General features: G+C 58.6%; 18 protein-coding genes. 9 read left to right on the top strand and 9 right to left on the bottom strand.

Going from position 1 to position 22,035, the window contains the following annotated elements:
* Positions 1 to 263: 263 nt before the first annotated feature.
* The 7 genes from HUW52_RS22520 to HUW52_RS22490 all read left to right on the top strand — a co-directional run bounded on the left by HUW52_RS22520 (position 264) and on the right by HUW52_RS22490 (position 8,385).
* Entirely contained in the window at positions 264 to 980 is a 717-nt protein-coding gene (locus HUW52_RS22520; protein ID WP_007919751.1) for an FKBP-type peptidyl-prolyl cis-trans isomerase, read from the top strand.
* Between the two features lie 294 nt (positions 981 to 1,274).
* Positions 1,275 to 1,730, top strand: coding sequence for a YkvA family protein (locus tag HUW52_RS22515; protein WP_016987828.1), 456 nt, complete (start codon positions 1,275 to 1,277; stop codon positions 1,728 to 1,730).
* A gap of 112 nt (positions 1,731 to 1,842) precedes the next feature.
* Positions 1,843 to 2,184: a helix-turn-helix domain-containing protein gene (locus tag HUW52_RS22510; RefSeq protein ID WP_016987827.1), complete on the top strand. Its 342-nt coding sequence runs from the start codon at positions 1,843 to 1,845 to the stop codon at positions 2,182 to 2,184.
* Positions 2,181 to 2,552: a hypothetical protein gene (locus tag HUW52_RS22505; protein ID WP_003223109.1), complete on the top strand. Its 372-nt coding sequence runs from the start codon at positions 2,181 to 2,183 to the stop codon at positions 2,550 to 2,552. Before HUW52_RS22510 ends, HUW52_RS22505 begins: the two co-directional genes overlap by 4 nt.
* Positions 2,553 to 2,960, top strand: coding sequence for an SEL1-like repeat protein (locus HUW52_RS22500; protein WP_175554949.1), 408 nt, complete (start codon positions 2,553 to 2,555; stop codon positions 2,958 to 2,960).
* Positions 2,961 to 3,199: 239 nt separating this feature from the next.
* Positions 3,200 to 7,960: an RHS repeat-associated core domain-containing protein gene (locus HUW52_RS30840; protein WP_175554948.1), complete on the top strand. Its 4,761-nt coding sequence runs from the start codon at positions 3,200 to 3,202 to the stop codon at positions 7,958 to 7,960.
* Between the two features lie 8 nt (positions 7,961 to 7,968).
* The gene (locus tag HUW52_RS22490) at positions 7,969 to 8,385 is read left to right on the top strand and encodes a hypothetical protein (RefSeq protein WP_175554947.1); all 417 of its coding nucleotides are present in this window, start codon (positions 7,969 to 7,971) and stop codon (positions 8,383 to 8,385) included.
* Between the two features lie 37 nt (positions 8,386 to 8,422).
* Here HUW52_RS22490 and HUW52_RS22485 read toward each other — a convergent pair whose 3' ends face one another.
* Positions 8,423 to 10,213, bottom strand: a complete 1,791-nt coding sequence (locus HUW52_RS22485) for a bifunctional diguanylate cyclase/phosphodiesterase (protein ID WP_175554946.1) — start codon at positions 10,211 to 10,213, stop codon at positions 8,423 to 8,425.
* Positions 10,214 to 10,347: 134 nt separating this feature from the next.
* Positions 10,348 to 12,432 (bottom strand): carboxy terminal-processing peptidase, encoded by a 2,085-nt coding sequence (locus HUW52_RS22480; protein ID WP_175554945.1) that lies wholly within the window; start codon positions 12,430 to 12,432, stop codon positions 10,348 to 10,350.
* Between the two features lie 138 nt (positions 12,433 to 12,570).
* Between HUW52_RS22480 and HUW52_RS22475 the strand changes: the two genes are divergently transcribed.
* Positions 12,571 to 13,533 (top strand): zinc-binding dehydrogenase, encoded by a 963-nt coding sequence (locus HUW52_RS22475; protein WP_175554944.1) that lies wholly within the window; start codon positions 12,571 to 12,573, stop codon positions 13,531 to 13,533.
* Positions 13,534 to 13,680: 147 nt separating this feature from the next.
* On the opposite strand, the gene HUW52_RS22470 is transcribed toward HUW52_RS22475, so the two are convergent.
* The 6 genes from HUW52_RS22470 to HUW52_RS22445 all read right to left on the bottom strand — a co-directional run bounded on the left by HUW52_RS22470 (position 13,681) and on the right by HUW52_RS22445 (position 19,039).
* Positions 13,681 to 14,334: an HAD family phosphatase gene (locus tag HUW52_RS22470; RefSeq protein ID WP_016983772.1), complete on the bottom strand. Its 654-nt coding sequence runs from the start codon at positions 14,332 to 14,334 to the stop codon at positions 13,681 to 13,683.
* Positions 14,335 to 14,368: 34 nt separating this feature from the next.
* Entirely contained in the window at positions 14,369 to 15,358 is a 990-nt protein-coding gene (locus tag HUW52_RS22465) for an ABC transporter ATP-binding protein (protein ID WP_016983773.1), read from the bottom strand.
* The gene (locus HUW52_RS22460; RefSeq protein ID WP_016983774.1) at positions 15,355 to 16,155 is read right to left on the bottom strand and encodes an ABC transporter permease; all 801 of its coding nucleotides are present in this window, start codon (positions 16,153 to 16,155) and stop codon (positions 15,355 to 15,357) included. Before HUW52_RS22460 ends, HUW52_RS22465 begins: the two co-directional genes overlap by 4 nt.
* Positions 16,142 to 16,978: an ABC transporter permease subunit gene (locus HUW52_RS22455; RefSeq protein WP_162130782.1), complete on the bottom strand. Its 837-nt coding sequence runs from the start codon at positions 16,976 to 16,978 to the stop codon at positions 16,142 to 16,144. Before HUW52_RS22455 ends, HUW52_RS22460 begins: the two co-directional genes overlap by 14 nt.
* 5 nt (positions 16,979 to 16,983) lie before the next feature.
* Positions 16,984 to 17,790 (bottom strand): alkaline phosphatase family protein, encoded by an 807-nt coding sequence (locus HUW52_RS22450; protein ID WP_175554943.1) that lies wholly within the window; start codon positions 17,788 to 17,790, stop codon positions 16,984 to 16,986.
* Between the two features lie 181 nt (positions 17,791 to 17,971).
* Positions 17,972 to 19,039 carry an ABC transporter substrate-binding protein gene (locus HUW52_RS22445; protein WP_007916337.1) on the bottom strand — a complete coding sequence of 356 codons (1,068 nt, stop codon included), beginning with the start codon at positions 19,037 to 19,039 and terminating at the stop codon, positions 17,972 to 17,974.
* Between the two features lie 351 nt (positions 19,040 to 19,390).
* Here HUW52_RS22445 and HUW52_RS22440 point away from each other — a divergent pair, with 351 nt between their 5' ends.
* Positions 19,391 to 20,104, top strand: a complete 714-nt coding sequence (locus HUW52_RS22440; RefSeq protein ID WP_175554942.1) for a UTRA domain-containing protein — start codon at positions 19,391 to 19,393, stop codon at positions 20,102 to 20,104.
* A 568-nt stretch (positions 20,105 to 20,672) separates the two neighbouring features.
* Here HUW52_RS22440 and HUW52_RS22435 read toward each other — a convergent pair.
* Positions 20,673 to 22,007, bottom strand: a complete 1,335-nt coding sequence (locus HUW52_RS22435) for an amidohydrolase (RefSeq protein ID WP_175554941.1) — start codon at positions 22,005 to 22,007, stop codon at positions 20,673 to 20,675.
* Between the last annotated feature and the right edge of the window lie 28 nt (positions 22,008 to 22,035).

The raw sequence follows: 22,035 nt of genomic DNA, 5'->3' as shown, positions 1-22,035 counted from the left end.
CATCCTTGTCGAATTGTTCCGCTGTTATGCCTGAGCCTGCACTATGCGGCAAGTGGCCATTACGCCAGATGATGCAAGAAGAAACGACGCTGATTGTCGGGACAAGATGACAGAAGCTTCATCGTCGCTTCGCGCCAATGCGTTTTAATCCCTGAACTTATCGGAAGTTTCCTGCTCTCATGCCGGTAGCCATTGGTCGTGGCGGCCTGATAAGCTCGCGGCTTTACTCGATTGCCCTTTCGGCGCATGAACAAGGAAATAGCATGAAACAGCATCGGTTGGCGGCGGCGGTTGCCCTGGTTAGCCTGGTCCTCGCGGGTTGTGATTCGCAGACCAGCGTAGAGCTGAAAACCCCGGCGCAAAAAGCTTCCTACGGTATCGGCCTGAACATGGGCAAGAGCCTGGCTCAGGAAGGCATGGATGATCTGGACTCCAAAGCGGTAGCCCAGGGCATCGAAGATGCCGTTGGCAAGAAAGAACAGAAGCTGAAAGACGAAGAACTGGTCGAAGCCTTCGCCGCGCTGCAAAAGCGTGCTGAAGAGCGTATGGCCAAGATGAGCGAAGAGTCGGCAGCCGCTGGCAAGAAATTCCTCGAAGAAAACGGCAAGAAGGCTGGTGTAACAACCACCGCTTCCGGCCTGCAGTACGAAGTGGTCAAGAAAGCCGATGGCCCACAGCCTAAGCCGACTGACGTAGTGACCGTTCACTACACCGGCAAGCTGACCAACGGCACCGTCTTCGACAGCTCCGTCGAGCGCGGCAGCCCGATCGATCTGCCGGTGAGCGGTGTGATTCCGGGTTGGGTTGAAGGTCTGCAACTGATGCACGTTGGCGAGAAGTACAAACTGTACATCCCTAGCGATCTGGCTTACGGCGCTCAGTCGCCAAGCCCGGCAATCCCGGCCAACTCGGTTCTGGTCTTCGACCTGGAACTGCTGGCCATCAAGGATCCAGCCAAAGAAGCCGCTGCTGCCAAGTAATTGGTAAAGGCTTCAACAACAACGCCTCGCTTATGCGGGGCGTTGTTGCATCTGGACTCTGGCAAGGGTAAACAGAGCGAACCGATGGCAGTCGGGAGAGTCATAGCCAATGAGACTGCCATCGCTAGCCGCCCTGAGCAGCCAAGTCAATGAAATATTGGGGTTTTTTATGTGAGTAAAAAACGCCCGATCTGAGCGCAGCCCTTATGAAACGGGGCTTCCAGCGCTGAAATGCAGCTCTGTTCACAAGGTTATCCACAATTTGTGTGGATAACATTTCAACGGGAGGAATAGATGAAAGCTCCGTGGAATTTCGCTCGATTCCTGCCCCTGGCCGGTCGCCTGCTGGCACGAGGCCGCTTGCCGACCTTATTGTTTGCGGTTGCCAGCAAAGGCGCCGCGCAAGGCAATCGTCTCGGTAAACTCAAGGACGACTTACGTTTACTCCAGGCGTTGTGCCTGGCCTATTGGCGCGGCGAGTATCGGGCCATCAGTGGCAAAGCATTGATTTCGGTCGTGGCGGGGTTGATGTACTTCCTCAGTCCGGTCGATGCGATTCCGGATTTCATTCCCGTGTTCGGCATGCTCGACGACATTGCCGTCCTCGCCTGGCTGATGAAAACCCTCGACGATGAACTCAATGCTTTTCGTCTTTGGCGCAACCGTCAGCAGCCGGAAAAACTGGCAGTCGTCGAACGCCTGCCGGATACCCCCGAACAACTGCAACTTCAGGGGCCGAAAAAAACCTGATTCTCAACACCCTCGTACAGATAGATACCCCCCGCGACCTTGGCCGCTGTTAGGATTACACTTCTAGGGAAAAGTGCCGACTCGCTAAGTGTTGTTGTCCTACGGGGTAGTCATGGATATTCAGATAATTGCACGCGATGGCGAACCCGAATACGCGGTTCTGCCGTGGGCTCAGTATCAGGCTCTACTAAAAGCAGCAGGTATCAACGAAACACCGTCGCGTCCGGCAGTCACGCCGCTCGCGGCCACACCAGACCAGATTCTTCCAGGTCTGGATCAACTACGCAGTTTGCGCGAAGGGAAGGGCATCGCCATTGAGGCGCTGGCCCGCACGGTAGGCATCAGCCCGTCTTATCTGGCCATGATCGAAAGTGGTGAGCGTCAGCCCGACGCCGCGATTCGCCGCAGTTTGGCCTGGGAACTGACGGTGCCAGGGTGGAGGGATGAATCGTGAGCGTACGCATCAGTCGTCAACATTGGGACGGATTGCTCGGAGAGCTGGATCAGGCGCGCCGTCAGCGCCATCTGCTGACTTATCGCGCCTTGCTCGAGCGGTTGCAATTGCCGACACCGGCCATGCAAACCTTGACCGCCGCGCTTGAGCATCTGGCCGCGCTGGATGCCAAGGCCGAGCAACCGTTGCGCAGCTCACTGGTGATCAGCCAAGGTGCCAGTCGCCTGCCACGCACCGGTTTCTTTGAGTGCGTTGAACGTCTGGGGCGTTTTTCCGGGCCGTCCGATGGCGTTGCCGCCGCCTCTTGGCACGCCTCGGAAGTGGTCCGCGTTTTTGAATACGAGTACCCGGAATCGGCGGAGGCCTGAGTGTTTTTACGGCTCAAGGCGCGGGCGAGCTATTGGCTGGCTCGCAGGCTGTTTCACTGGTCGTGGTTCGTACGGCAACCGCGTGGCTGGCGCTGGCTTGAAGGTCAGTTTGCGCGCATGGCCAACCTTGGCGATGTCGGTGCGCAAAGCTTCTATGGGCACATCCTGACCTTTCGTGGTGTCGGCCTGGGCGCGCGTGAAGAAGGTGTGCGCCTGTTGCGGTTGGCGGCACTTGCGGGTGATGGCAAAGCGGCTTATCAGGTCGGTGTGATCAGCTTGGCCGGGACACCGAGCAAGCCGCCGGATCCTGTCGAAGCCGCCCGTTGGTGGCGCATGGCTGCCAAGGCTGAGCACCCGTTGGCTGAACTCAAATTGAAAGAGCTGAGTGCTCGCGACTCAACACTGTAAATCCATTTGTGTCTGCTCAAATAAACGCGGCGTGAGGTTTTCCTCACGCCGCGTTTGCGTTTTTGCGCGATTGTTTATCTATGAGCGATTTATTACAGACAAGTCCTACAGTCATCGCCTACTCGCCTGACTTCTTTCCTGATTGATCCCCCGCACAGTTCCCGCGCCTAATTTTTGCGCGAGGGAACGCTCATGTTTGACCCGGTTATTCAGTCCACTTCGCACACCCGCGTGCGCTGATGGAAGCCGTCACCCGCATCGAGCAAGGACTCGACAGCTTTCCCGCCACCCTCAGTATTTACCGCGAGCAGCTCAAGCATTGGGCCAGTCGAGCGGCGGAAAAAGTCAGTCACGCGACGGATTTTCCGTCGCTGATGGGCATGGAGCGGATCATCCGCTTCGGTGCCGACAGCACTGCCGTCAGCAGCACTGACAACGAATTTTTCTCAGGTGTCGTCCAGTGCCCGAAGGGCAGGGTGATGGAGATCGAGAGCAAATTCGAGTCGGTGTACGACATCCCGCTCGGCAACATCGTGGTCGATGTGATCGCCATGGATGGTGGCGAAACCACCCCCGTGACCCTCGACGCGCAAGGCAAGGGCTCGTTCACGGGAACAGCGGGAAAGTTCTACCGGGTGCAGGTGCACAGCGAGGTCACTGAGGGTCAGGTCGAGAACCTGTTCAACGCCTATGACGGCCTGACCGCTGAGCTGGATGGCTGGTTGCGCAGCGAGTGGCAGGTTTTCAAACCGCAGTGGTCGCAGTCGGTGGCGACGGCGGCGGGCAACGGCATGCTCGCCGGGAGTTGGGCGGCGATCGAGGGGGTGTGGGACAGCATTGGTTTGCTCTCGGACATTCTCAAGGATCCCGGAGCGTTCGCCGAGCGATTGGGCGAGGGCGCCACGCAGTTGATGGAGCTGGCAGCGACAGCCCCTGGCGTCATGGAAAAGCTTCAATTGCTGGTCAGTGACGAAGCTGCACTGTGTTTATTGCTGCGCACTGCCAGCCTTTGGCTGGAGATGCTGCCGCCCAGTGAAATCGCCGGCAAAACCGCAGAAGCAGCATCGATGATCATGGTGCAGGTGCTCATCGATGTGCTGATCAGCGTCGTCTTGACGTTCGTCAGTGGTGGTGCAGGCATCGCTTATCTGACGCTGCGTCTGGCGGATCGCGCCGTGCAATTGCTGTCGGCGGTGAAGCGTTTGGTGCAGGCGATGTTCGGCATCGTTGAGGGCTTCATCAAATACGTCGATCAATACAAAGCCGTTGCTGCCCGAGGCATCGCGGCAGGTGTGAAAAAGGGCCGGATGCAGTTGCGCTGGGATGCGCAGCGCAACACCTTGCTGAAGAAAGACGAGCATCACGACGACTCACCGGATCAGGCGAAAAATCCCAACGGTGACAGCGCCGATTGCGTGCCCTTCACCTGCACCAACGGTTGTCCGGTGTCGATGGTCACCGGCGAAGAGCTGCTGACCCTGAGCGATGCCGTGCTCGATGGCGTGTTGCCGTTTGAGTTCACGCGGTTGTATCGCTCTAGTGCCGCCGAAATCGATGTTGGGTTGGGGTTTGGCTGGAGCCATTCGCTGGCGCATCGGTTGGCGTTTGAAGGCGAGTTTGTTGTCTGGGTCGATCACGAAAACCGGCGAACACGGTTTCCGTTGCCGAGCGTTGAACGACCGGCGATTCACAACAGTCTGTCGCGGGCGGCGATTTTTCTTGGCGATGAACCGGAGGAGCTGATCCTCGCGCTGGCCGGGGATACGGCGCGGTTTTATCACTTTCGTGCAGGACGGCTGACGGCGATCAGCGATGCCTATGGCAATCGTCTGACGGTGCAGCGCGATCGGTCTGACCGGGTGCAGCGACTGGACAACGGTGCCGGGCGTTCGCTGCTGTTGCGCTATGACCGGGCGCAGTTGCTGGGTGTGGATTACCAGGTTTTTCAGAACGCGGAGTGGGTAACTGAACAAGCGCTGGTCAGTTACCGCTACGACGCTTATCAGCACCTGATCAAAGCGACCAATGCGGTCGGCGACAGTGAGCGTTACGACTACGACGACGCCCACGTAATCCTGCAGCGGCAACTGGCTGGCGGGGCGAGTTTCTTCTGGGAGTGGGAACGGTCAGGGAAAGCTGCCCGCTGCGTGCGTCACTGGGCGTCGTTCTCGCAGATGGACACGCGCTACGTCTGGAACGACGACGGCAGTGTCGCGGTGCATTACGTCGATGGCACCGAAGAGACGTACGTCCACGACGAGCGTGCGCGGCTGGTGCGTAAAGTCTCGGCGGACGGTGGCGAACAGCTCAAGGCCTATGACTCTTCGGTGCGGTTGATCGCCGAGCAGGATGCTTTGGGCGCCGTCACCGAATACCGCTACGACGAGGTCGGACGGCTGATCGCGCTGATTCCACCGGATGAGGCGCCCACGTCCTACGAGTATCGCAACGGTTTCCTGTACCGGCGTTCACGCGGCGATGCGGTGTGGATCTATCGGCGCAATGCCGAAGGCGATGTCACCGAAGCGGTCGACCCCGATGGTCAGGTCACCCATTACTACTACGACACCCGGGGTCAGTTGCTGTCGATCCGCTACCCGGACAGCAGCCGGCATCGGCTGGTCTGGAATAGCCTCGGCCAGTTGACCGAAGAGACCTTGCCGGACGGTGGCGTACGACGCTTTTCCTACGACGCACTGGGGCGGCGGACCACGACCGCGGACGAACACGGTGCAGTCACCCGTCAGCACTGGGACGCCGTTGGCCGACTGATTCAGACGACATTTCCTACCGGTAGCACCCGCGCCTACAGCTACGGCGCCTACGGTCAGGTCACCGCCGAGCGCGATGAACTGGGGCGCATCACCCGCTACGAATACGACGATGACCTGCACCTGGTCTCGCGGCGGATCAACCCCGACGGCACGCAGGTGCAGTACCGCTATGACCATGCGCAACTGCTGCTCACCGAGATCGAAAACGAATCCGGGGAAAAGTATCGGCTGGATTACACGCCGACCGGGCTGATTCGTCAGGAAAGCGCTTTTGACGGCCGCCGCACGGCGTACGCCTACGACCTCAACGGGCATCTGCTGGAAAAGACCGAGTTCGGGGATGACGGCTCTTGTTTGCTCACCGCTTATGAGCGCGATGCTACCGGGCGTCTTCTGGTCAAAACCCTGCCCGACGGCCTCAAGGTTTTTTATCAATACGATCGCCTCGGCCGACTGATCAGTGTCGACGACGGTCAGCAACACCCCCTGGCCTTCGAGTATGACCGGCAGGACCGCTTGATCACCGAGCATCAGGGCTGGGGCACCCTGCGTTACCGCTACGACGCCTGCGGCCAGCTCCAGCGCATGCGCCTGCCGGACAACAGCAAACTCGACTATCACTACGCCAAGGGCGGTGCACTGGCCGCCATCGACCTCAATGGCGCATCGCTGACCCGGCATGTCTACCAGTCGGGCCGCGAACAACAACGCCAGCAGGGGCTGCTGCACAGCGAATATGCCTACGACGATCAGGGACGATTACTCGCCCACGCTGTAGGCCATCAGCACGATTCGCTGTACCGCCGCGATTATGCCTACAGCGCCAACGGCAATCTCGCGCACATCGCCGACAGCCGCCACGGCCAACGCACCTACGGCTACGACGCGCTCGACCGCCTCATCCGCGTACGCCACTCACGCGACGAACTGCCGGAAAGCTTCGCCCACGACCCGGCCGGCAACCTGCTGATGCAGGACCGCCCCGGCCCGAGCCAGATCAAGGGCAACCGCCTGCTGATGCAGGGCGACCGCCACTACGACTACGACGCCTTCGGCAACCTGATCCGCGAACGTCGCGGCCGCGCGCAGACTCTCGTCACCGAATACCGCTACGACAGCCAGCACCGCCTGATCGGCCTGACCCGTCCCGACGGCCAGACCGCGACTTACCAATACGACGCTTTCGGCCGGCGCATCCGAAAAACCGTCAACGGCGAGACCACCGAGTTCTTCTGGCAAGGCGACCACCTCGTCGCAGAAAGCAGCGAAAGCGAATACCGCAGCTACGTCTACGAACCCGGCACCTTCCGCCCGCTGGCGCTGCTCGACGGCAAAGGCCCGAAAAAAGCCTGCCCCTTCTACTACCAACTCGACCACCTCGGCACCCCGCAGGAACTCACCGACTACAGCGGCGACATCGTCTGGTCCGCGCAATACGACGCCTACGGCAAAGTCGCCGCGCTGACCCTGGCTGGCGACGACTACCTGAACCAGCCGCTGCGCTTTCAGGGGCAGTACTTCGATGCGGAAAGCGGCCTGCATTACAACCGGCACCGGTACTACGACCCGCGGCTGGGGCGGTATCTGACACCGGATCCGATCAAGTTGGCTGGTGGATTGAATCAGTACCAGTACGTGCCGAATCCGACGGGGTGGGTGGATCCGTTGGGGTTGAGCTCCAACTGCCCGCCACCCAAAAAAAATAAGAACCAGAAGTGCTCAGTACCACCTCAGGCTAACAAGCCTAATGTAAATCAAGGGTTGCCTGTCGTTCCGGCTGTTGGCAAAGATGGGCCGCAAAATGAAGCTGAAGCTAAGCGTCAGGTATTAGCTTGGAACAGAAAATACAGAATGCACTCAGTAGAAAAACATGGGCCAGAGATTGATGATGCAGCTTTAAAGCAGAGGTCAATAGACGGCTCGCATCCAACAAAAAAAGGCGTTAGAGGGATGGTGGGCCCGAGCTCTCAATTCAGTAGTTGGATGATGCAGTTTCGAGCATTGCATTTTGCTTTATCTAGAATGCATAAAAAAAATCCTGAGCCGACAGGATATGATGCTGACCAAAACCCTATTGTTAGGATGAAATTGCCAGGGGCAGGCCGTGGCTACAAGCCCAATACAACAGATCTAAGCAATCCTCGTTATATAGATAGCTTGGATGGGGCAGAAGTGAAGTTTGATAAGCGAGATGTTACGCGACCATTTACTGGCTTTCCAAGATAGGTGAACTTATGTTGATGCTACCATTTACAAAGTTGCCATATGAGCCCCGGCTCTCTAACGTTCTGAGTGGAATATCGATTTATGATCGGGAAGAGACGCTTGGTCAGGCATTGTGGAACTACGATCCAAATAATTATGATGATCGACAAGAAATAATTAAAAACTTCATTGTTCCTGAGTTTGATTATTTAACCTATCGTCATAGATATTTGATTTACAATCTCATTGAAAGCCATTTGCAGGATGCTTGCTTTGATTTTTCTGGAGAGTTTGAAAGCGACTATGAAGATCCGAGAGTGCTCGCGTGGGACGAAACACAAATAATAGACGCTCGTGGTTTTTTTGAACATATATACGAAGTCGTAAGTGAGTCATGGAAGGATGATTTACTTCGGGCGAGTCTTGAAGATCAAACAAAATGGTGATTTTGATTGATCTAGCTAATTCGCGAAATTGAAGAAATCAACGTTGGCCGACTAGTTGCGATGGATGGAGGTCTGGAGCGGTAAGACTATCAATCACATGCACGCTATACCCCGGAACATTCTTCGCATGATGCTTTGCCTGCGAGGCCATCTCCGCAAGCTGACTGGCATCAAGTTGTGCGCAGGCTTCGGGATGTAGATGCACGACGCCAATGGACAGCGACAACAGCGGAAACTCCTGCCGCACCCCTTGGCGATTCGGTGCGATGAAGCAACCCGCCTCAAGGTGTTCGGGGCGGTAGAAGCGTCGGCATTGGCTCTGGAAATCATCAAGCAGTTGATTAAGACGTTTACGCCACTCTTCCGGGCCGAGAACGAGGAGGAAGTCGTCGCCGCCAATATGGCCGACGAAGTCGCGGGAGGGGTCTACCCGCTCGTTGAGGCATTGCGCCAGGCACAGCAGAACTTCATCACCCCGTCCGTAGCCGTAGATATCGTTAAAGGGTTTGAAACTGTCGATGTCGACGTAGCAAATGACGGATTCTCGTCCCTGTTGCAGCAGGCGAGTCAGGCACTGCTGGATCGGCACATTGCCGGGCAGCAGAGTCAGCGGGTTGGCATAACGAGCCTGTTGAATCTTCAGTTCGGTAATCAGTTTGAGCACGTCGATCACTCTGCCAAGGCCGAGATACCCGCCGTTGAGGGTAATGATGAAGTCTTCTTCGATGCGCTGGCGGGCGCGGCTGGTGATCAGGCGGCTGACCTGTTGCAACGACTGGCTCATTTCCACGGCGAGGAAGTCGTCGTTCATCAGGCGGCTGATCGGTTTGCGCGCGAACAGGTCGGTGGCGAACGGTTTGAGCAGCGCATCCGACAAGGAATGGCGGTGGACGATGCCGCAGGGTTGGCCTTGTTCGTCGAGTACTGCCAGTGAGTTGAGGTTGGCCTGGCGGCGGAAGGCTTCCAGTACGTTGGCGGTGGGTGTGTCGCGATGTACGGCTGGCTGGTCGTTGAGCAGGGCGCTGAGGTCGCTGCCTTCGTCGTTCAGCGCAACGCTGCTGCTGTCGTGTTTGGGCATCAAGGCGCGGGCATCGCGCGGCGGATGTTCCTGAGGGCGGCCGAGCAGGTAGCCCTGCACCAGATCGACGCCCATTTCAGTTAGCACCGCGAGTTCTTCCGGCAACTCGATGCCTTCGGCGATGACTTGCGCGCGCGAGGCTTTGGCGATTTGCAGGATGGAGCCGACGAACTCGCGCTTCAACGCGTCCTGGTGAATGCCATCGATGAAGTGGCGATCGATCTTCACGTAGTCCGGGCGCAGTTCCGACCACAAACGCAGGCTTGAGTAGCCGGCACCGAGATCATCCAGTGCAATCGAAAAACCCATGGCTCGATAGTGATGCAAGGCCGTTTGCAGTAACTGGAAATCATCGATCGGTGTTTGTTCAGTCAGCTCGATGACGACCTGACTGGGCGGAATGCCGAAATCCTGCAGCAACTGCAACGTGCGCCCCGGTTGATGGGCGGCTTCAAGCAAGGATTCCGGCGAGACGTTGAGAAACAGTTTGCCCGGCAGTTGCTGCTCGTTGAAGCGTCGGCAAGCGCTCTGGCGGCAGGCGATTTCCAGTTCGCTCAAACGCCCGGCCTGACGGGCCACGGCGAACAGTGCGATCGGCGAGTGAAGAGGGCTGTTGGAAGGGCCGCGCGTGAGCGCTTCGTAGCCGAGAATGCGCCGTTCCGAGAGACTGATGATCGGTTGGAACAGGCTGTGTAAACCGCTTTGAGTCAGGATCGAGCTCAAGGCACTCAGCTGTTCGGTCGTGGTCATGGCAATCTCTGGCGATAAAAAAAGGACTGGGAGCGCTCTCGATGAAGAGAGTGGCTCCCAGTCCTTTATTGCACGACAGAATGATGACTGTTTGATGACGATCTGGGGATCGTCAGCACTAAATTGCCATCACCTTACTTCTTGGCCACCTGATTGCTCAGCTTCAGGTAATCCAGCAGGACGCGCCCGGTTTCACTCAGGTAGGCATCGTCTTCTGGTTTGACCTTGTCCGGGTCGGCGGCCGCGAGGGCGTCTTCGTCTTCTTTCTTCAGCTCTTTGAGCGGCTCTTCGCCTTTGGCTTTGCGACGGATGTTTTCCATCGCCAGTTGCTTGGCGTCGATGTCGTTGTGCTGGGCACGGCGCTCGGCTTCGTTGAGGCTGACGGTTTTTTCTTCCATCAGTTTCTGCGCCAGGGCCAGCTTGTCACGGATGAACACGAACTCGGCATCCTTGGCGGTGCGGGTGTCATGTTCAGACTTGAGCTGGGCCAGGAATGGCTTGAACGGATCGGCCGCCGGTTTGATCGCCGCGCGGATGGTGTCCCACGGCATGGCTTCCGGCAGTGCGCTCTCGCCGATTTCCTTGGTGTCGATCAGCGACGGGTAGTCGATGTCCGGCAATACGCCCTGATGCTGGGTGCTCTGACCGGAGACCCGGTAGAACTTGGCCAGAGTCAGTTTCAGTTCGCCATGGTTGAGCGGCTGAATGGTCTGCACGGTGCCTTTGCCGAAGGTTTGGCCACCGATGATCAGCGCGCGGTGGTAGTCCTGCATGGCGCCGGCGAAGATCTCCGAAGCCGAGGCGGACAAGCGGTTGACCAGCAACGCCATCGGGCCTTTGTAGAACGCACCCGGGTTTTCATCTTCAAGTACGTCGACACGGCCATCGGCATTACGCACGAGTACGGTCGGGCCTTTGTCGATGAACAGACTGGTCAGCTCGGTGGCTTCCTGCAGGGAACCGCCGCCGTTGTTGCGCAGGTCGATGACCACGCCGTCGACTTTGTCTTTCTGCAGTTCGGTAAGCAGCTTCTTGACGTCGCGGGTGGTGCTCTTGTAGTCCGGATCACCGGCACGGAACGCCTTGAAGTCGAGGTAGAAAGCTGGAATTTCGATGACGCCGAGTTTGTAGTCCTTGCCGTCCTGTTTCAGGTTGAGCACGGACTTCTTCACGGCCTGGTCTTCGAGCTTCACCGCTTCACGGGTGATCGGCACGATCTTGGTGGTCTGGTCGTTCGGTGCATTGCTCGCCGGAATCACTTCCAGACGCACCACGGTGCCTTTCGGACCACGGATCAGCTTGACCACTTCGTCCAGACGCCAGCCGACCACGTCGACCATCTCTTTGTTGCCTTGGGCAACGCCGATGATCTTGTCGGCCGGGGCGACCTGCTTGGTCTTGTCGGCAGGGCCAGCTGGCACCAGACGCACGACTTTCACCTGGTCGTTGTCGCTCTGCAACACGGCGCCGATGCCCTCGAGGGACAGGCTCATGTTGATGTCGAAGTTTTCCGCGTTATCCGGCGACAGATAGTTGGTGTGCGGATCGTACGACATGGCGAAGGTGTTGATGTACGCCTGGAAGATGTCTTCCGGACGTGTCTGGTCCAGGCGTGCCAACTGGTTCTTGTAGCGCTTGGTCAGGGTTTCCTGGATCTGCTTCGGCTCTTTGCCGGCGATCTTCATCCGCAGCACTTCGTCCTTGACGCGTTTGCGCCACAGGTCGTCGAGCTCAGCGGTGGATTTGAGCCAAGGGGCGTCCTTGCGATCGATCAGCAAGGTCTCCTTGGTGGTGAAGTCCATCTTGTCGACGCCTTTGTTCAGCTCGGCAAGGGCGAAGTCCAGACGCGCCTTGACGCGGTCCAGATAGCGCTTGTAGATGGTGAACCCGGCGTTGAGGTCGCCGCTTTTGAGGAAGTCGTCGAACTGGGTCTTCCACTTGTCGAATTCGGTGATGTCGCTGGCCATGAAGTAGCTGCGCGACGGATCCAGCAGCTTGAGGTAGCTGTCGTAGATGATCACCGAGCGTGCATCGTCGAGCGGCGGCTTGCTGTAGTGGTGACGCTTGAGCAACTCGACGACGTTCAGGCTGGCGATGACTTCATCGCGATCAGGCTGCAATTTGTCCCAGCTGTTGGCTGCGAATGTATTGCCCGACACCGGCAACAAACCGATACCGATGAAAAGAGCGAGGGCGGTGCTGGGGAGCAAATGCTTCATGCTGATTCGACGCGGGGACAATTGATAACGCATATTAGGCCGTCTTTGAAGTCGCCGGTTCTACGAGAGCCGGTCGCATAATGCAAAAAGCCCGGCGCTACAGCTTCGGGCTCAGTCCAGACTCACTATGGAGGCACTGTGAAGGCATTGCAAGGCGTTGACGGTCAAGTGGCATGGGTTGAAGAGCCGAGTCCTACGTGCGATGTAGGACAAGTCCGCATCCGAGTGGCGGCAGCGGGCCTCAATCGCGCCGATTTATTACAGAAAGCAGGGCTTTATCCGCCACCGCCAGGGGCCAGCCAAGTGCTCGGTCTTGAGTGCTCCGGGGTCATCAGCGAGGTCGGCGCGGGCAGTGCGTGGCAGGTCGGCGATCGGGTTTGCGCCTTGCTGGCCGGGGGCGGGATGGCCGAAGAGGTGGTGGTCGACGGGCGGCACGTGCTGCCGGTTCCCGAAGGCGTCTCGCTGATCGAGGCGGCGGCATTGCCCGAGGTTTACGCAACAGTCTGGCTGAATGTGTTTCAACTTGCGGCGCTCAAACCGGGTGAGAAAGTTCTCTTGCACGCCGGCGCAAGTGGAATCGGTTCAGCCGCCATTCAGTTGTGCAAGGCGTTTGGCAATCCGTGCTGGGTCAGCGTCGGTTCGGCCGAGCGTCTGGCTTACTGTGAGGCGCTGGGTGCGCAGGGCGGGGTGGTGCGCACCGATGATCTGGAGAGTCTGCGTGATTTCGGGCCGTTCAATGTGATTCTCGATCCGGTCGGCGGCAATTATTCGGCGCTGAACCTGAAGCTGATGGCGCTGGATGGACGCTGGGTGTTGATCGGTTTGATGGGCGGGCGTGAGGCGAAACTGGATCTGGCGCAGATATTGGCCAAGCGTGTGCAGTTGCTCGGCTCGACGTTGCGCAGCCGTGATGATCAGTTCAAGGCCGATCTGTTGAGTGATCTGGGCCAGCAAGTGTGGCCGTTGTTTGCTGAAGGGCGGTTGAGTCCGCAGTTGGCCAAGGTGTTTGCGGTGAAGGATGCCGAGGCAGCGTTTGCCGAGTTGGCGAGTAATACCGTTTCTGGAAAACTGGTATTGGTGATTGACGAAAGTCTGAGCTGATTTGCAGCAGAAGCCCCTCACCCTAACCCTCTCCCAAAGGGAGAGGGGACTGACCGGGTTGTCCTGTCGAGCTACATCGACCTGACACCTGAAGGCGAACTCAGGTTTGGGATGTCAGCTTGTCTGCAATTGCAGATTAAATCTTTGTCATTTCCAGAGATGGATCGGCCAGCCGGCTTTTTCCGCGTGTTCCAGTAGCACCGGATCCGGGTTGACCACGTGTGGGAAATCTACCTTCAGCAACAACGGCAGATCATTGCGCGAGTCGGAATAGAAACTCGCGCCCTCCAGGTTCTCCTCTTCGGCATCCAGCCATTCCAGCAAGCGGGTGATCTTGCCTTCGCGGTAGGTCAGGGTGCCAAGGGTGTGGCCGCTGTAAACGCCGTGGGCGACTTCCAGTTCGATGCCCAGAATTTCATCGATGCCCAGTCGATCGGCAATCGGTCTGACCAGGTGCGTGCCCGACGCCGAGATCACCAGAATCCGGTCGCCTGCCTTGCGGTGGGCGGCGATGGTCTTGGTCGCGTCGCTGAAGATGATCGGTTCGATGAAGTCTTCAACCCATGGCCCGACCAGGTGCTCGACTTCTTCCGGCGTGCGCCCGATCAGCGGTTCGAGGCTGAACTCCATGTAGTCTTCCATGCGCAATTTGCCATGGCTGTAGGCGTCCATCAGTTCGTTGTTCTTGCGCATGAACGATTCAGGATCGACCCAGCCCAGGCGCCCCATTTGCTCGCTCCAGAGGGTGGCGCAGTCGCCGTGGATCAACGTTTCGTCCAGATCAAAAATTGCCAAAGCCATCAGTGCAGTTCTCTCTTCAACGTCAGCAAAGTCATCAGGCTACCTCACACAGGGCCGTCGGATCGATGGAAAGTGCCAGACGCTGACCGTCGGGATGCAGATCGGCGGCCGAGCGGTTGAGCACATCCACTACCAGTTCCACGCCGCGCGCCTCGATCCGGTAGCGGATGACGTTGCCGAGCAGGCTGTGGCTGCGGATCTGCGCATCGAGTTCGCCTTCCAGGCTCAGCTCAATGGCTTCCGGGCGAATGGCGATGCGGTGGTTGATCGGGCGTTGCAACAGCTTCGACGCGTCGTCGGCATCGAGCAGGTTGTAGTTGCCGATGAAGCCGGCGGCGAACACATCGACGGGCGCCGTGTAGAGGGTTTCGGCGTCGCCGCTTTGTACGATTTTTCCTTGATTCATCAGGAAAATCCGGTCAGACATGGTCAGCGCTTCTTCCTGATCGTGTGTGACGAAGATCGTCGTCAGGCCGAGTTCGCGCTGAATCTGGCGGATCTGTTCGCGCAGGTGCTTACGAATGCGCGCATCGAGCGCCGACAGCGGCTCATCCAGCAACAGCAAGCGCGGACGCGTGACCAGTGAGCGAGCAAGGGCGACGCGCTGGCATTGTCCTCCGGACAGTTGATGCGGATAGCGGCTGGCGAAGTCGTTCAGTTCAACCAGTTTCAATACCTCGGAAACGCGTTTATGGCTGTCGTCGGCGTTGACCTTTTGCATGCGCAAACCGAAGGCAACGTTCTGCTCCACGGTCATGTTGGGGAACAGCGCGTAGCTCTGGAACACCATGCCGATCCCGCGTTTCTGTGGGCTCAACGGCACGATATCGACGCCATCGAGCAGGATCTTGCCGCCATCCACCGGCGTCAGGCCGGCGATGCAACGCAGCAGAGTGGATTTGCCGCAACCGGACGGACCGAGCAGGGTGACGAACTCGCCCTTGTTGATCTCGCAGTTGATGTCGCTGAACACCGTGGTGCCCGCGTAGTTTTTCTGCAGGTGTTGGACGCTGACATAGCTCATTCGCTTTTGTCCTTGTTCAAGATGTTGGCGATCCAGGTCAGGACCAGCACGAAAAAGAAGTACGAGATGACCAGCGCACTGGTGAAGTGGCCGCTGCTGTTGCGCATGTTGTTCAGGTACACCTGCAGGGTTTCGTAGCGGGTGCCGACCAGAATATTGGCGAAGACGAACTCACCGAACAGGAACGAGAACGACAGCAGCAACGCGACCATCAGACCTTTGCGCAGGTTCGGCAGCACCACCAGAACGGCTGCCTGAAAGGTGCTGGCGCCGAGCAGTTGCGCGGCGTCCATCAGGTCGCGCAGGTTGATCGCTTGCAGGTTGTTGGTGATCGCCCGGTACATGAACGGCAGCGCCACGGTGAAGTAGCAGCCGATCAGAATCCACGGTGTACCAACCATGGCCATCGGCCCGGAACCGTAGAGTTGCAGCAGTCCCACTGAAGACACCACCGGCGGTACCGCGAAGGGCAGCAGGATGAGGATGTTCATCAGTGCATCGAGTTTCGGGAAGTGGTAATGCACCACAAACAGCAGCGGCAGGATCAGCACCACCGACAGCACCAGCGCGCCAACGCAGACCAGCAACGACTGGCCGAAGGCATGAAGAAAGCGCGGATCGCTCCACAACTGGATGTACCACTTGAAGGTGAAGCCGCTGGGCAGAATGGTCGCTGACCAACTGCTGGCGATCGAATAAACCAGCGTGCCTACGAGTGGTAGCAAGAGGATCGCGAACAGCAGGTAAACCACGACGCGGTGGTAGAGGCCGGCCGGGCCGGATTCAGCGCGAGACATGGTAGCTCCTCTTCAGCAGCAGTTGATGCACGACGGTGACGATGGTCATCAGCGCCACCAACACCACGGCCAAAGCGCTGGCCAGATTCGGGTCGAGGGAAATATCGCCGGAAACCATCGCCGCAATGCGGATCGGCAGCACGTTGAAGTTGCCCGTGGTCAACGCGTACACCGTGGCATACGCGCCGAGGGCGTTGGCCAGCAGGATCACGAACGTACCGAGCAACGCCGGGGTCAGTACCGGCAAACCGATGTGCCGCCAGAACTGCCAGCCATTGGCGCCGAGCAGTGCGGCGGACTCGCGCCAGTCTTCACGCAACGCGTCGAAGGCCGGGTAGAGCAGCAGCACGCCGAGGGGTATCTGGAAGTAGGTGTAAAGGATGATCAACCCCGTTTTCGAGTACAGGTTGAAGTCCTGAATGATCCCCGACTGCTTCAGCATGATGGTGATGCTGCCGTTGAAACCGAGCAGGATGATGAAGGCGAAGGCCAGGGGCACGCCGGCAAAGTTGCTGGTCATGTTGGCGAAGGCGTTGACGAAGTTGCGCAGTTTCGAGTCGACCCGGCGCAGGGAATACGCCCCGAGCACGGCAATGATGATGCCGAACACACTCGACCAGAAACTGATCTCCAGGCTGTACTGGATCGCCTGCAAATAGAACTTCGAATTGAAGATCTTGGTGAAGTTTTCGATGCCCCAACCGAACTCTTCCGATTGCAGGCTGTTGATCATCACCCAGACCAGCGGGGCGATCTCGAAGACGATAAAGAACAGCGCGAAGGGCACCAGGCACAGCGCCGCGAGCCATTTGCCGCGAGTCATTGAGTTCACTTGAGCAACTCCCGGCACACAGGTTTGTCGTGGGGCACGCCAAGCAACTCGCAGACGGTGCCGCAGATTTCCGTTTGCTTCGGAGCCGCGCCAGCGTCGAGGCTGAACGCATCGCCGAGGACGAACAGCGGCACCTGACGCTCTTCCGGCAGCAGGCCGTTGTGCGAGCGGTCGTTGTTCATGCCGTGGTCGGCGGTCACCAACACTTGATAGCCGGCGTCGAGCCAGCTCTGCAGATAGTCGGCGAGGATGATGTCGGCGAAGCGCGCGCTGTTGCGGTATTGCGAAGAGTCGAGGCCGTGTTTGTGCCCGGCGTCGTCGATGTTCATCGGGTGGATCAGCAGGAAATTCGGATCGTGGCGCAGGCGCAGGTTTTCCGCGTCGGCGAACAGGTGCGAATCCGGATAGTGATCGCTCCAGTAGAAATGCCCGTGCTGGATCGGCAGCGACAGATTGTCGGTGTGGCGGTCGCGTGCTGCCACGAACGGCGAACGGTTGTACAACTCGCTGACCCAGTGATACGCCGCCGCAGCGGTTTTCAAACCGGCATCGCGGGCGTAGTGATAAATGCTGCGCTGATTGGACAGGCGCGCGACGTTGTTGTGGACGATACCGCTGTCGATCGGCGGTACGCCGGTGAGGATGCATTCATAAAGCGGTCGGGACAGGGCCGGCAGTTCGCACTCCAACTGGTAGAGCGCGGCGCGTCCTGCGCCAACATAAGCCTGCAGATGCCCCATGGCGTGACGTGCGACCTCGTAGTTGAGGCCGTCGAGCACGACAAGGATGACGTTGTGCTTCATAGGGGCAAAAACTCCGCGAAACAGGAAATTTCAGACTCAGCCGAGATCTCCTGTGGGAGCGAGCCTGCTCGCGATAGCGGTAGTCCAGTCAACATTGTCGTTGAATGATTGACCGCTATCGCGAGCAGGCTCACTCCTACATGGGGATTTGTTTCAGATCACAAAGTGGTGATCAGCCGTGTTATTTCATCTCGACGATGACTTCTTCGTTCCACTGCTGTGGCAGGGCTTTGGAGGTCTTTTCCCACGCATCGGCGTCTTTGATCGGGGTGACCTTTTTGTACTGCTCGTTCGGCAGCAGTTTGGCCTTCACGTCTTCCGGCAGTTGCAGGTGCTCGGCGCGGATCGGACGGGCGTTGCCGCGTGCGAGGTTGGTCTGGCCGGCGTCACTGAAGATGTATTCGCGGGTCAGCTTGGCGGCGTTCGGGTTTTTCGCGTACTTGTTGATGATCGTGGTGTAGCCGGAAATCACCGAACCGTCGGACGGGATCAGCACCACGTAGTCATCCGGGTTGGCCATCTTCGCTTTGTAGCTCAGACCGTTGAAGTCCCAGACCACACCGACTTCGATCTCGCCTTTTTCCATGGTGGCGATGGTCGGGTTGGCCATCGACAGGCGACCCTGTTTGGCGATGTCGGCGAACAGCAGCAGCGCAGGCTTGATGTTTTTCTCGTCGCCACCGTTGGCCAGTGCGGCAGCCAGAACGCCGTTGGCGGCTTGGGCGGCGGTGCTCACGTCGCCGATCGAGACCTTGTATTTGCCGCCCTTGAGGTCAGCCCACTTGGTCGGCACTTCGGAGCCGTGCAGCAGTTTTTTGTTGACGATGAAGGCGATGGTGCCGGTGTAGGCCAGCGCCCAGTTGCCGTCCTTGTCCTTGGCCCAGTCCGGGACTTGATCCCAGGTGCTTGGCTTGTACGGTTGCACCACACCTTGCTTGACCGCGATCGGGCCGAAGGCAGCACCGACGTCGCCGATGTCGGCGGTGGCATTGTCTTTCTCGGCAGCAAACTTGGCGATTTCCTGAGCCGAGCTCATGTCGGTGTCGATGTGTTTCAGGCCATAGGTCTTGGCCAGGTCTTCCCAGGTGCCTTTCCAGTTGGCCCAGTCATCGGGCATGCCGACGCTGTTGACGGCGCCTTCCGCTTTCGCAGCGGCTTCGAGGGTTTTCAGATCGGTGCCGGCCGCCATGGCGGAGGTGCACATTGCAATGGTCGAGCCTAACAGTGTTGCCAGGAAAAGCTGTTTCATTCCGAAGCTCCTTGGTCGTGTTCAACGCTGCGATTGCGGTGGTTGTTGGTCTAGGTCAGCAATACCTGAGCCAATTTAAGGGGGCTGGATGACACTTTGATGTCGGCGGCCTTGTTTCAGGCCTTATGTTTGCCCGGTATGGGCGGCTGCCAGATAAGCGTAGACCATGCTCAAAGGCCCGAAGAGCAAGGGACTTGGCCGATGTATTGCAAGTCGTGAAGACGACCGTTCGGTAGTTTTGTCATCTCTCGGTCATCTGCACTGCCTAGGCTTGCAATATCAGGAAACGGCTCGATTGCCGTGCGGTTTTGCCCCGAAACAGTGCTGGTCTAGTCCAGATAGGTAACGTTGATGCGCGATGAGGCAACAAAAGCGGTGACAGCGATTGGCCAGGTGTTGCAGGAGCAGCTCGATCACGGGTTGCTGGTTGCGGGCAGCAAGTTGCCGGCCGAGCGCAAGCTCAGTGAGTTGTTCGGTACGACGCGGATTACCGTGCGTGAGGCGTTGTTGCAGTTGGAGGCGCAGGGGCAGATTTATCGCGAGGAGCGCCGTGGCTGGTTCGTTTCGCCGCCGCGTCTGGCCTATAACCTGATGCAACGCAGTCATTTTCACGCGATGGTCAGTGCGCAGGGGCGGGTGCCGTCGACCGAGGTGATTTCGGCGCGGTTGCAGCCGGCTTCGGCGGCGGTGTGTGCGTGGTTGCAGTTGCCGGCGTTGTCGAGCGTGATTCAGATTTGCCGATCGCGGCGCATTGATGGGCGGTTGGTGCTGTATGTGGAGCACTATTTGAATCCGCAGTTTTTTCCGGGGATTCTTGAGTTTGATTTGAATCAGTCGATGACCGAGTTGTATGCGCGGCATTACGATTTGCACTATGGGCGGGTGCGCTTTGAGATTGTGCCTACGTCGTTGTCGGTGGATGCGGCGGCGGCTTTACGGGTGTCGGTGGGGAGTCCGGGGTTGCGGATTGCTCGGGTCAATTATGATCAGCATGAGCGGTTGATTGATTGTGATCTGGAGTTTTGGCGGCATGATGCGATTCATGTCGGGGTGGATGTTGTTTGAGCGTTTTGGGGGTATATCCGTTGCTTCGGGTGTTGCTGATTAGGGTTCCGCCCTTACGGCGGGTCACTTTTTCCAGACGCCGAAAAAGTAACCAAAAAGGCTTGCTCCTACGTGCGGCCCGCTCGCTGGGGCTCGGGGTCCCTTCGCTCCGGGATCGATCCGGGCGCAGCGCCTACGGTTTGCTTCGCTGCACCTCCTCTCGCTGTGTTTGGCTTCGCCAAACGGTCGCTACGCTCCCACCCCCGGATCAATCCCTCCACTCAGCCTTCCGACGTCGCCCGTGGATCAAGATCAAGAGCGGTACTCGAGCTTGCGCTCATTGTGTTGAGTGGTGAGAAGCAGAAGCGATATAGGTTTACCGGTTGGACTCAATCCCTGTGGGAGCTGGCTTGCCGGCGATGGCGGCCTGACAGCCGACCTGTTTCTGACAGGCTGCACACGGTCCAAATGTGGGAGCGAGCCTGCTCGCGATGGCGTCCTGACAGCCGACCCATTTCTTGCAGGCTGCACACAATTCAAATGTGGGAGCGAGCCTGCTCGCGAAAGCGCCCCCACAGTCACCTAATCTCTACTTGCCTGCCCCCGCATTGGTATACAAATAATCCGTCGCCAACGAGGCCAATGTCCTCACGCCCACCACCAGCGCCGACTCATCCACAAAGAACCCCGGATTATGATTGGGCGCAGCCTTGCTCATGTCTTGATCCCGCGGTGTCACGCCGAGAAACACAAACAACCCCGGTACTTCCTTGGCATAGAAAGAAAAGTCTTCCGCGCCACCCACCAGCGGTGCATTCACCACATCATCCTTGGCCGCCCACTTCAACGTCGGCAGCATCTTTTCCGTCAGCGCCGGGTTGTTGATGGTCGGGTCGTATTTTTCGATGATGGTGACATCCGCTTTCGCACCACCGCTTTCGGCGATTTTTTCCACGGTCTGGCGGACGTCGGTATGCAGTTTCTGGCGGATGCCGTAGTCGTAAGAGCGAATCGTGCCGGTCATGTCGACCGATTCGGGAATGATGTTGTAGCGCGTGCCGCCGTTGATGGTGCCGATGCTGACCACTGACGGGTACGAGGAGATATCGGTGCGGCGGCTGACCACGGTTTGCAGGCCGACGATGGTTTGCGCGCCGACGGTGATCGGGTCGATGCCGTCCCATGGGCGGCCGGCGTGGGTCTGTTTGCCGAGGATTTTGATCCGTAGATCGTCGGAGCTGGCGAGGGTGGCGCCGGGGCGGTAGGCGATCTGGCCGGCGGGGACGCCGGCCCAGACGTGCAGTCCGAAAACGGCGTCGGGTTTCGGTGATTTCATCACGCCTTCCTCGACCATCATTTTTGCGCCCCAGGTGTTTTTGCCGTCGGGGATGAAGTCGCTCGGGCCTTCTTCGGCGGGCTGGAAATAGAACACCACGGTGCCGGGCAGGGTGTCGCGCATGCCCGTGAGAATTTTCGCCGTGCTCAGCAGGATCGCGGTGTGGGCATCGTGGCCGCAGGCGTGCATGACGTCGACCTCTTTGTCCAGATAGATGCCTTTGGCTTTCGAGGCGAAGGGCAGGTCGGCGACTTCCTTGACCGGCAGCGCGTCCATGTCGGCGCGCAGGGCCACGGTCGGGCCGGGGAGGGCGCCTTTGAGGACGGCGACCACGCCGGTACGGGCGACGCCGGTTTTGACGTCCAGGCCCATCGCTTTGAGTTGTTTGGCGACCAGCTCGGCGGTGCGTTTTTCGGTGTTGCCGAGTTCTGGATGAGCGTGGATGTCGCGGCGGGTTTCCAGCAGTTCCGGTTCGAGTTTTTGCGCCTGTTCGGCGATCGTTGTGCGGGTGCTTTCCAACGTCGCGGCGCCAGCGTGGCTGGCGAACAGGCTGAGTAGAACGGCTTGGGCAATGCGCGTCAGTTGCATCGGTTTCTCCTTGATTATTGTTGTCGGG

This window comes from Pseudomonas sp. 43A, from assembly GCF_013363935.1.
In the GTDB taxonomy this organism is placed as follows: Bacteria; Pseudomonadota; Gammaproteobacteria; order Pseudomonadales; family Pseudomonadaceae; genus Aquipseudomonas; species Aquipseudomonas crudilactis.
Note: the sequence above shows the minus strand (reverse complement) of the source record. Positions and strands in the feature narration are given on the sequence as shown.

Bases quoted from the DNA above. Each gene is read 5' to 3' on its own strand.
- HUW52_RS22520 (WP_007919751.1), top strand. From the start codon at position 264: ATGAAACAGCATCGGTTGGCGGCGGCGGTTGCCCTGGTTAGCCTGGTC.
- HUW52_RS22515 (WP_016987828.1), top strand. From the start codon at position 1,275: ATGAAAGCTCCGTGGAATTTCGCTCGATTCCTGCCCCTGGCCGGTCGC.
- HUW52_RS22510 (WP_016987827.1), top strand. From the start codon at position 1,843: ATGGATATTCAGATAATTGCACGCGATGGCGAACCCGAATACGCGGTT.
- HUW52_RS30840 (WP_175554948.1), top strand. From the start codon at position 3,200: ATGGAAGCCGTCACCCGCATCGAGCAAGGACTCGACAGCTTTCCCGCC.
- HUW52_RS22490 (WP_175554947.1), top strand. From the start codon at position 7,969: ATGTTGATGCTACCATTTACAAAGTTGCCATATGAGCCCCGGCTCTCT.
- HUW52_RS22485 (WP_175554946.1), bottom strand. From the start codon at position 10,213: ATGACCACGACCGAACAGCTGAGTGCCTTGAGCTCGATCCTGACTCAA.
- HUW52_RS22480 (WP_175554945.1), bottom strand. From the start codon at position 12,432: ATGAAGCATTTGCTCCCCAGCACCGCCCTCGCTCTTTTCATCGGTATC.
- HUW52_RS22470 (WP_016983772.1), bottom strand. From the start codon at position 14,334: ATGGCTTTGGCAATTTTTGATCTGGACGAAACGTTGATCCACGGCGAC.
- HUW52_RS22465 (WP_016983773.1), bottom strand. From the start codon at position 15,358: ATGAGCTATGTCAGCGTCCAACACCTGCAGAAAAACTACGCGGGCACC.
- HUW52_RS22460 (WP_016983774.1), bottom strand. From the start codon at position 16,155: ATGTCTCGCGCTGAATCCGGCCCGGCCGGCCTCTACCACCGCGTCGTG.
- HUW52_RS22455 (WP_162130782.1), bottom strand. From the start codon at position 16,978: ATGACTCGCGGCAAATGGCTCGCGGCGCTGTGCCTGGTGCCCTTCGCG.
- HUW52_RS22450 (WP_175554943.1), bottom strand. From the start codon at position 17,790: ATGAAGCACAACGTCATCCTTGTCGTGCTCGACGGCCTCAACTACGAG.
- HUW52_RS22445 (WP_007916337.1), bottom strand. From the start codon at position 19,039: ATGAAACAGCTTTTCCTGGCAACACTGTTAGGCTCGACCATTGCAATG.
- HUW52_RS22440 (WP_175554942.1), top strand. From the start codon at position 19,391: ATGCGCGATGAGGCAACAAAAGCGGTGACAGCGATTGGCCAGGTGTTG.
- HUW52_RS22435 (WP_175554941.1), bottom strand. From the start codon at position 22,007: ATGCAACTGACGCGCATTGCCCAAGCCGTTCTACTCAGCCTGTTCGCC.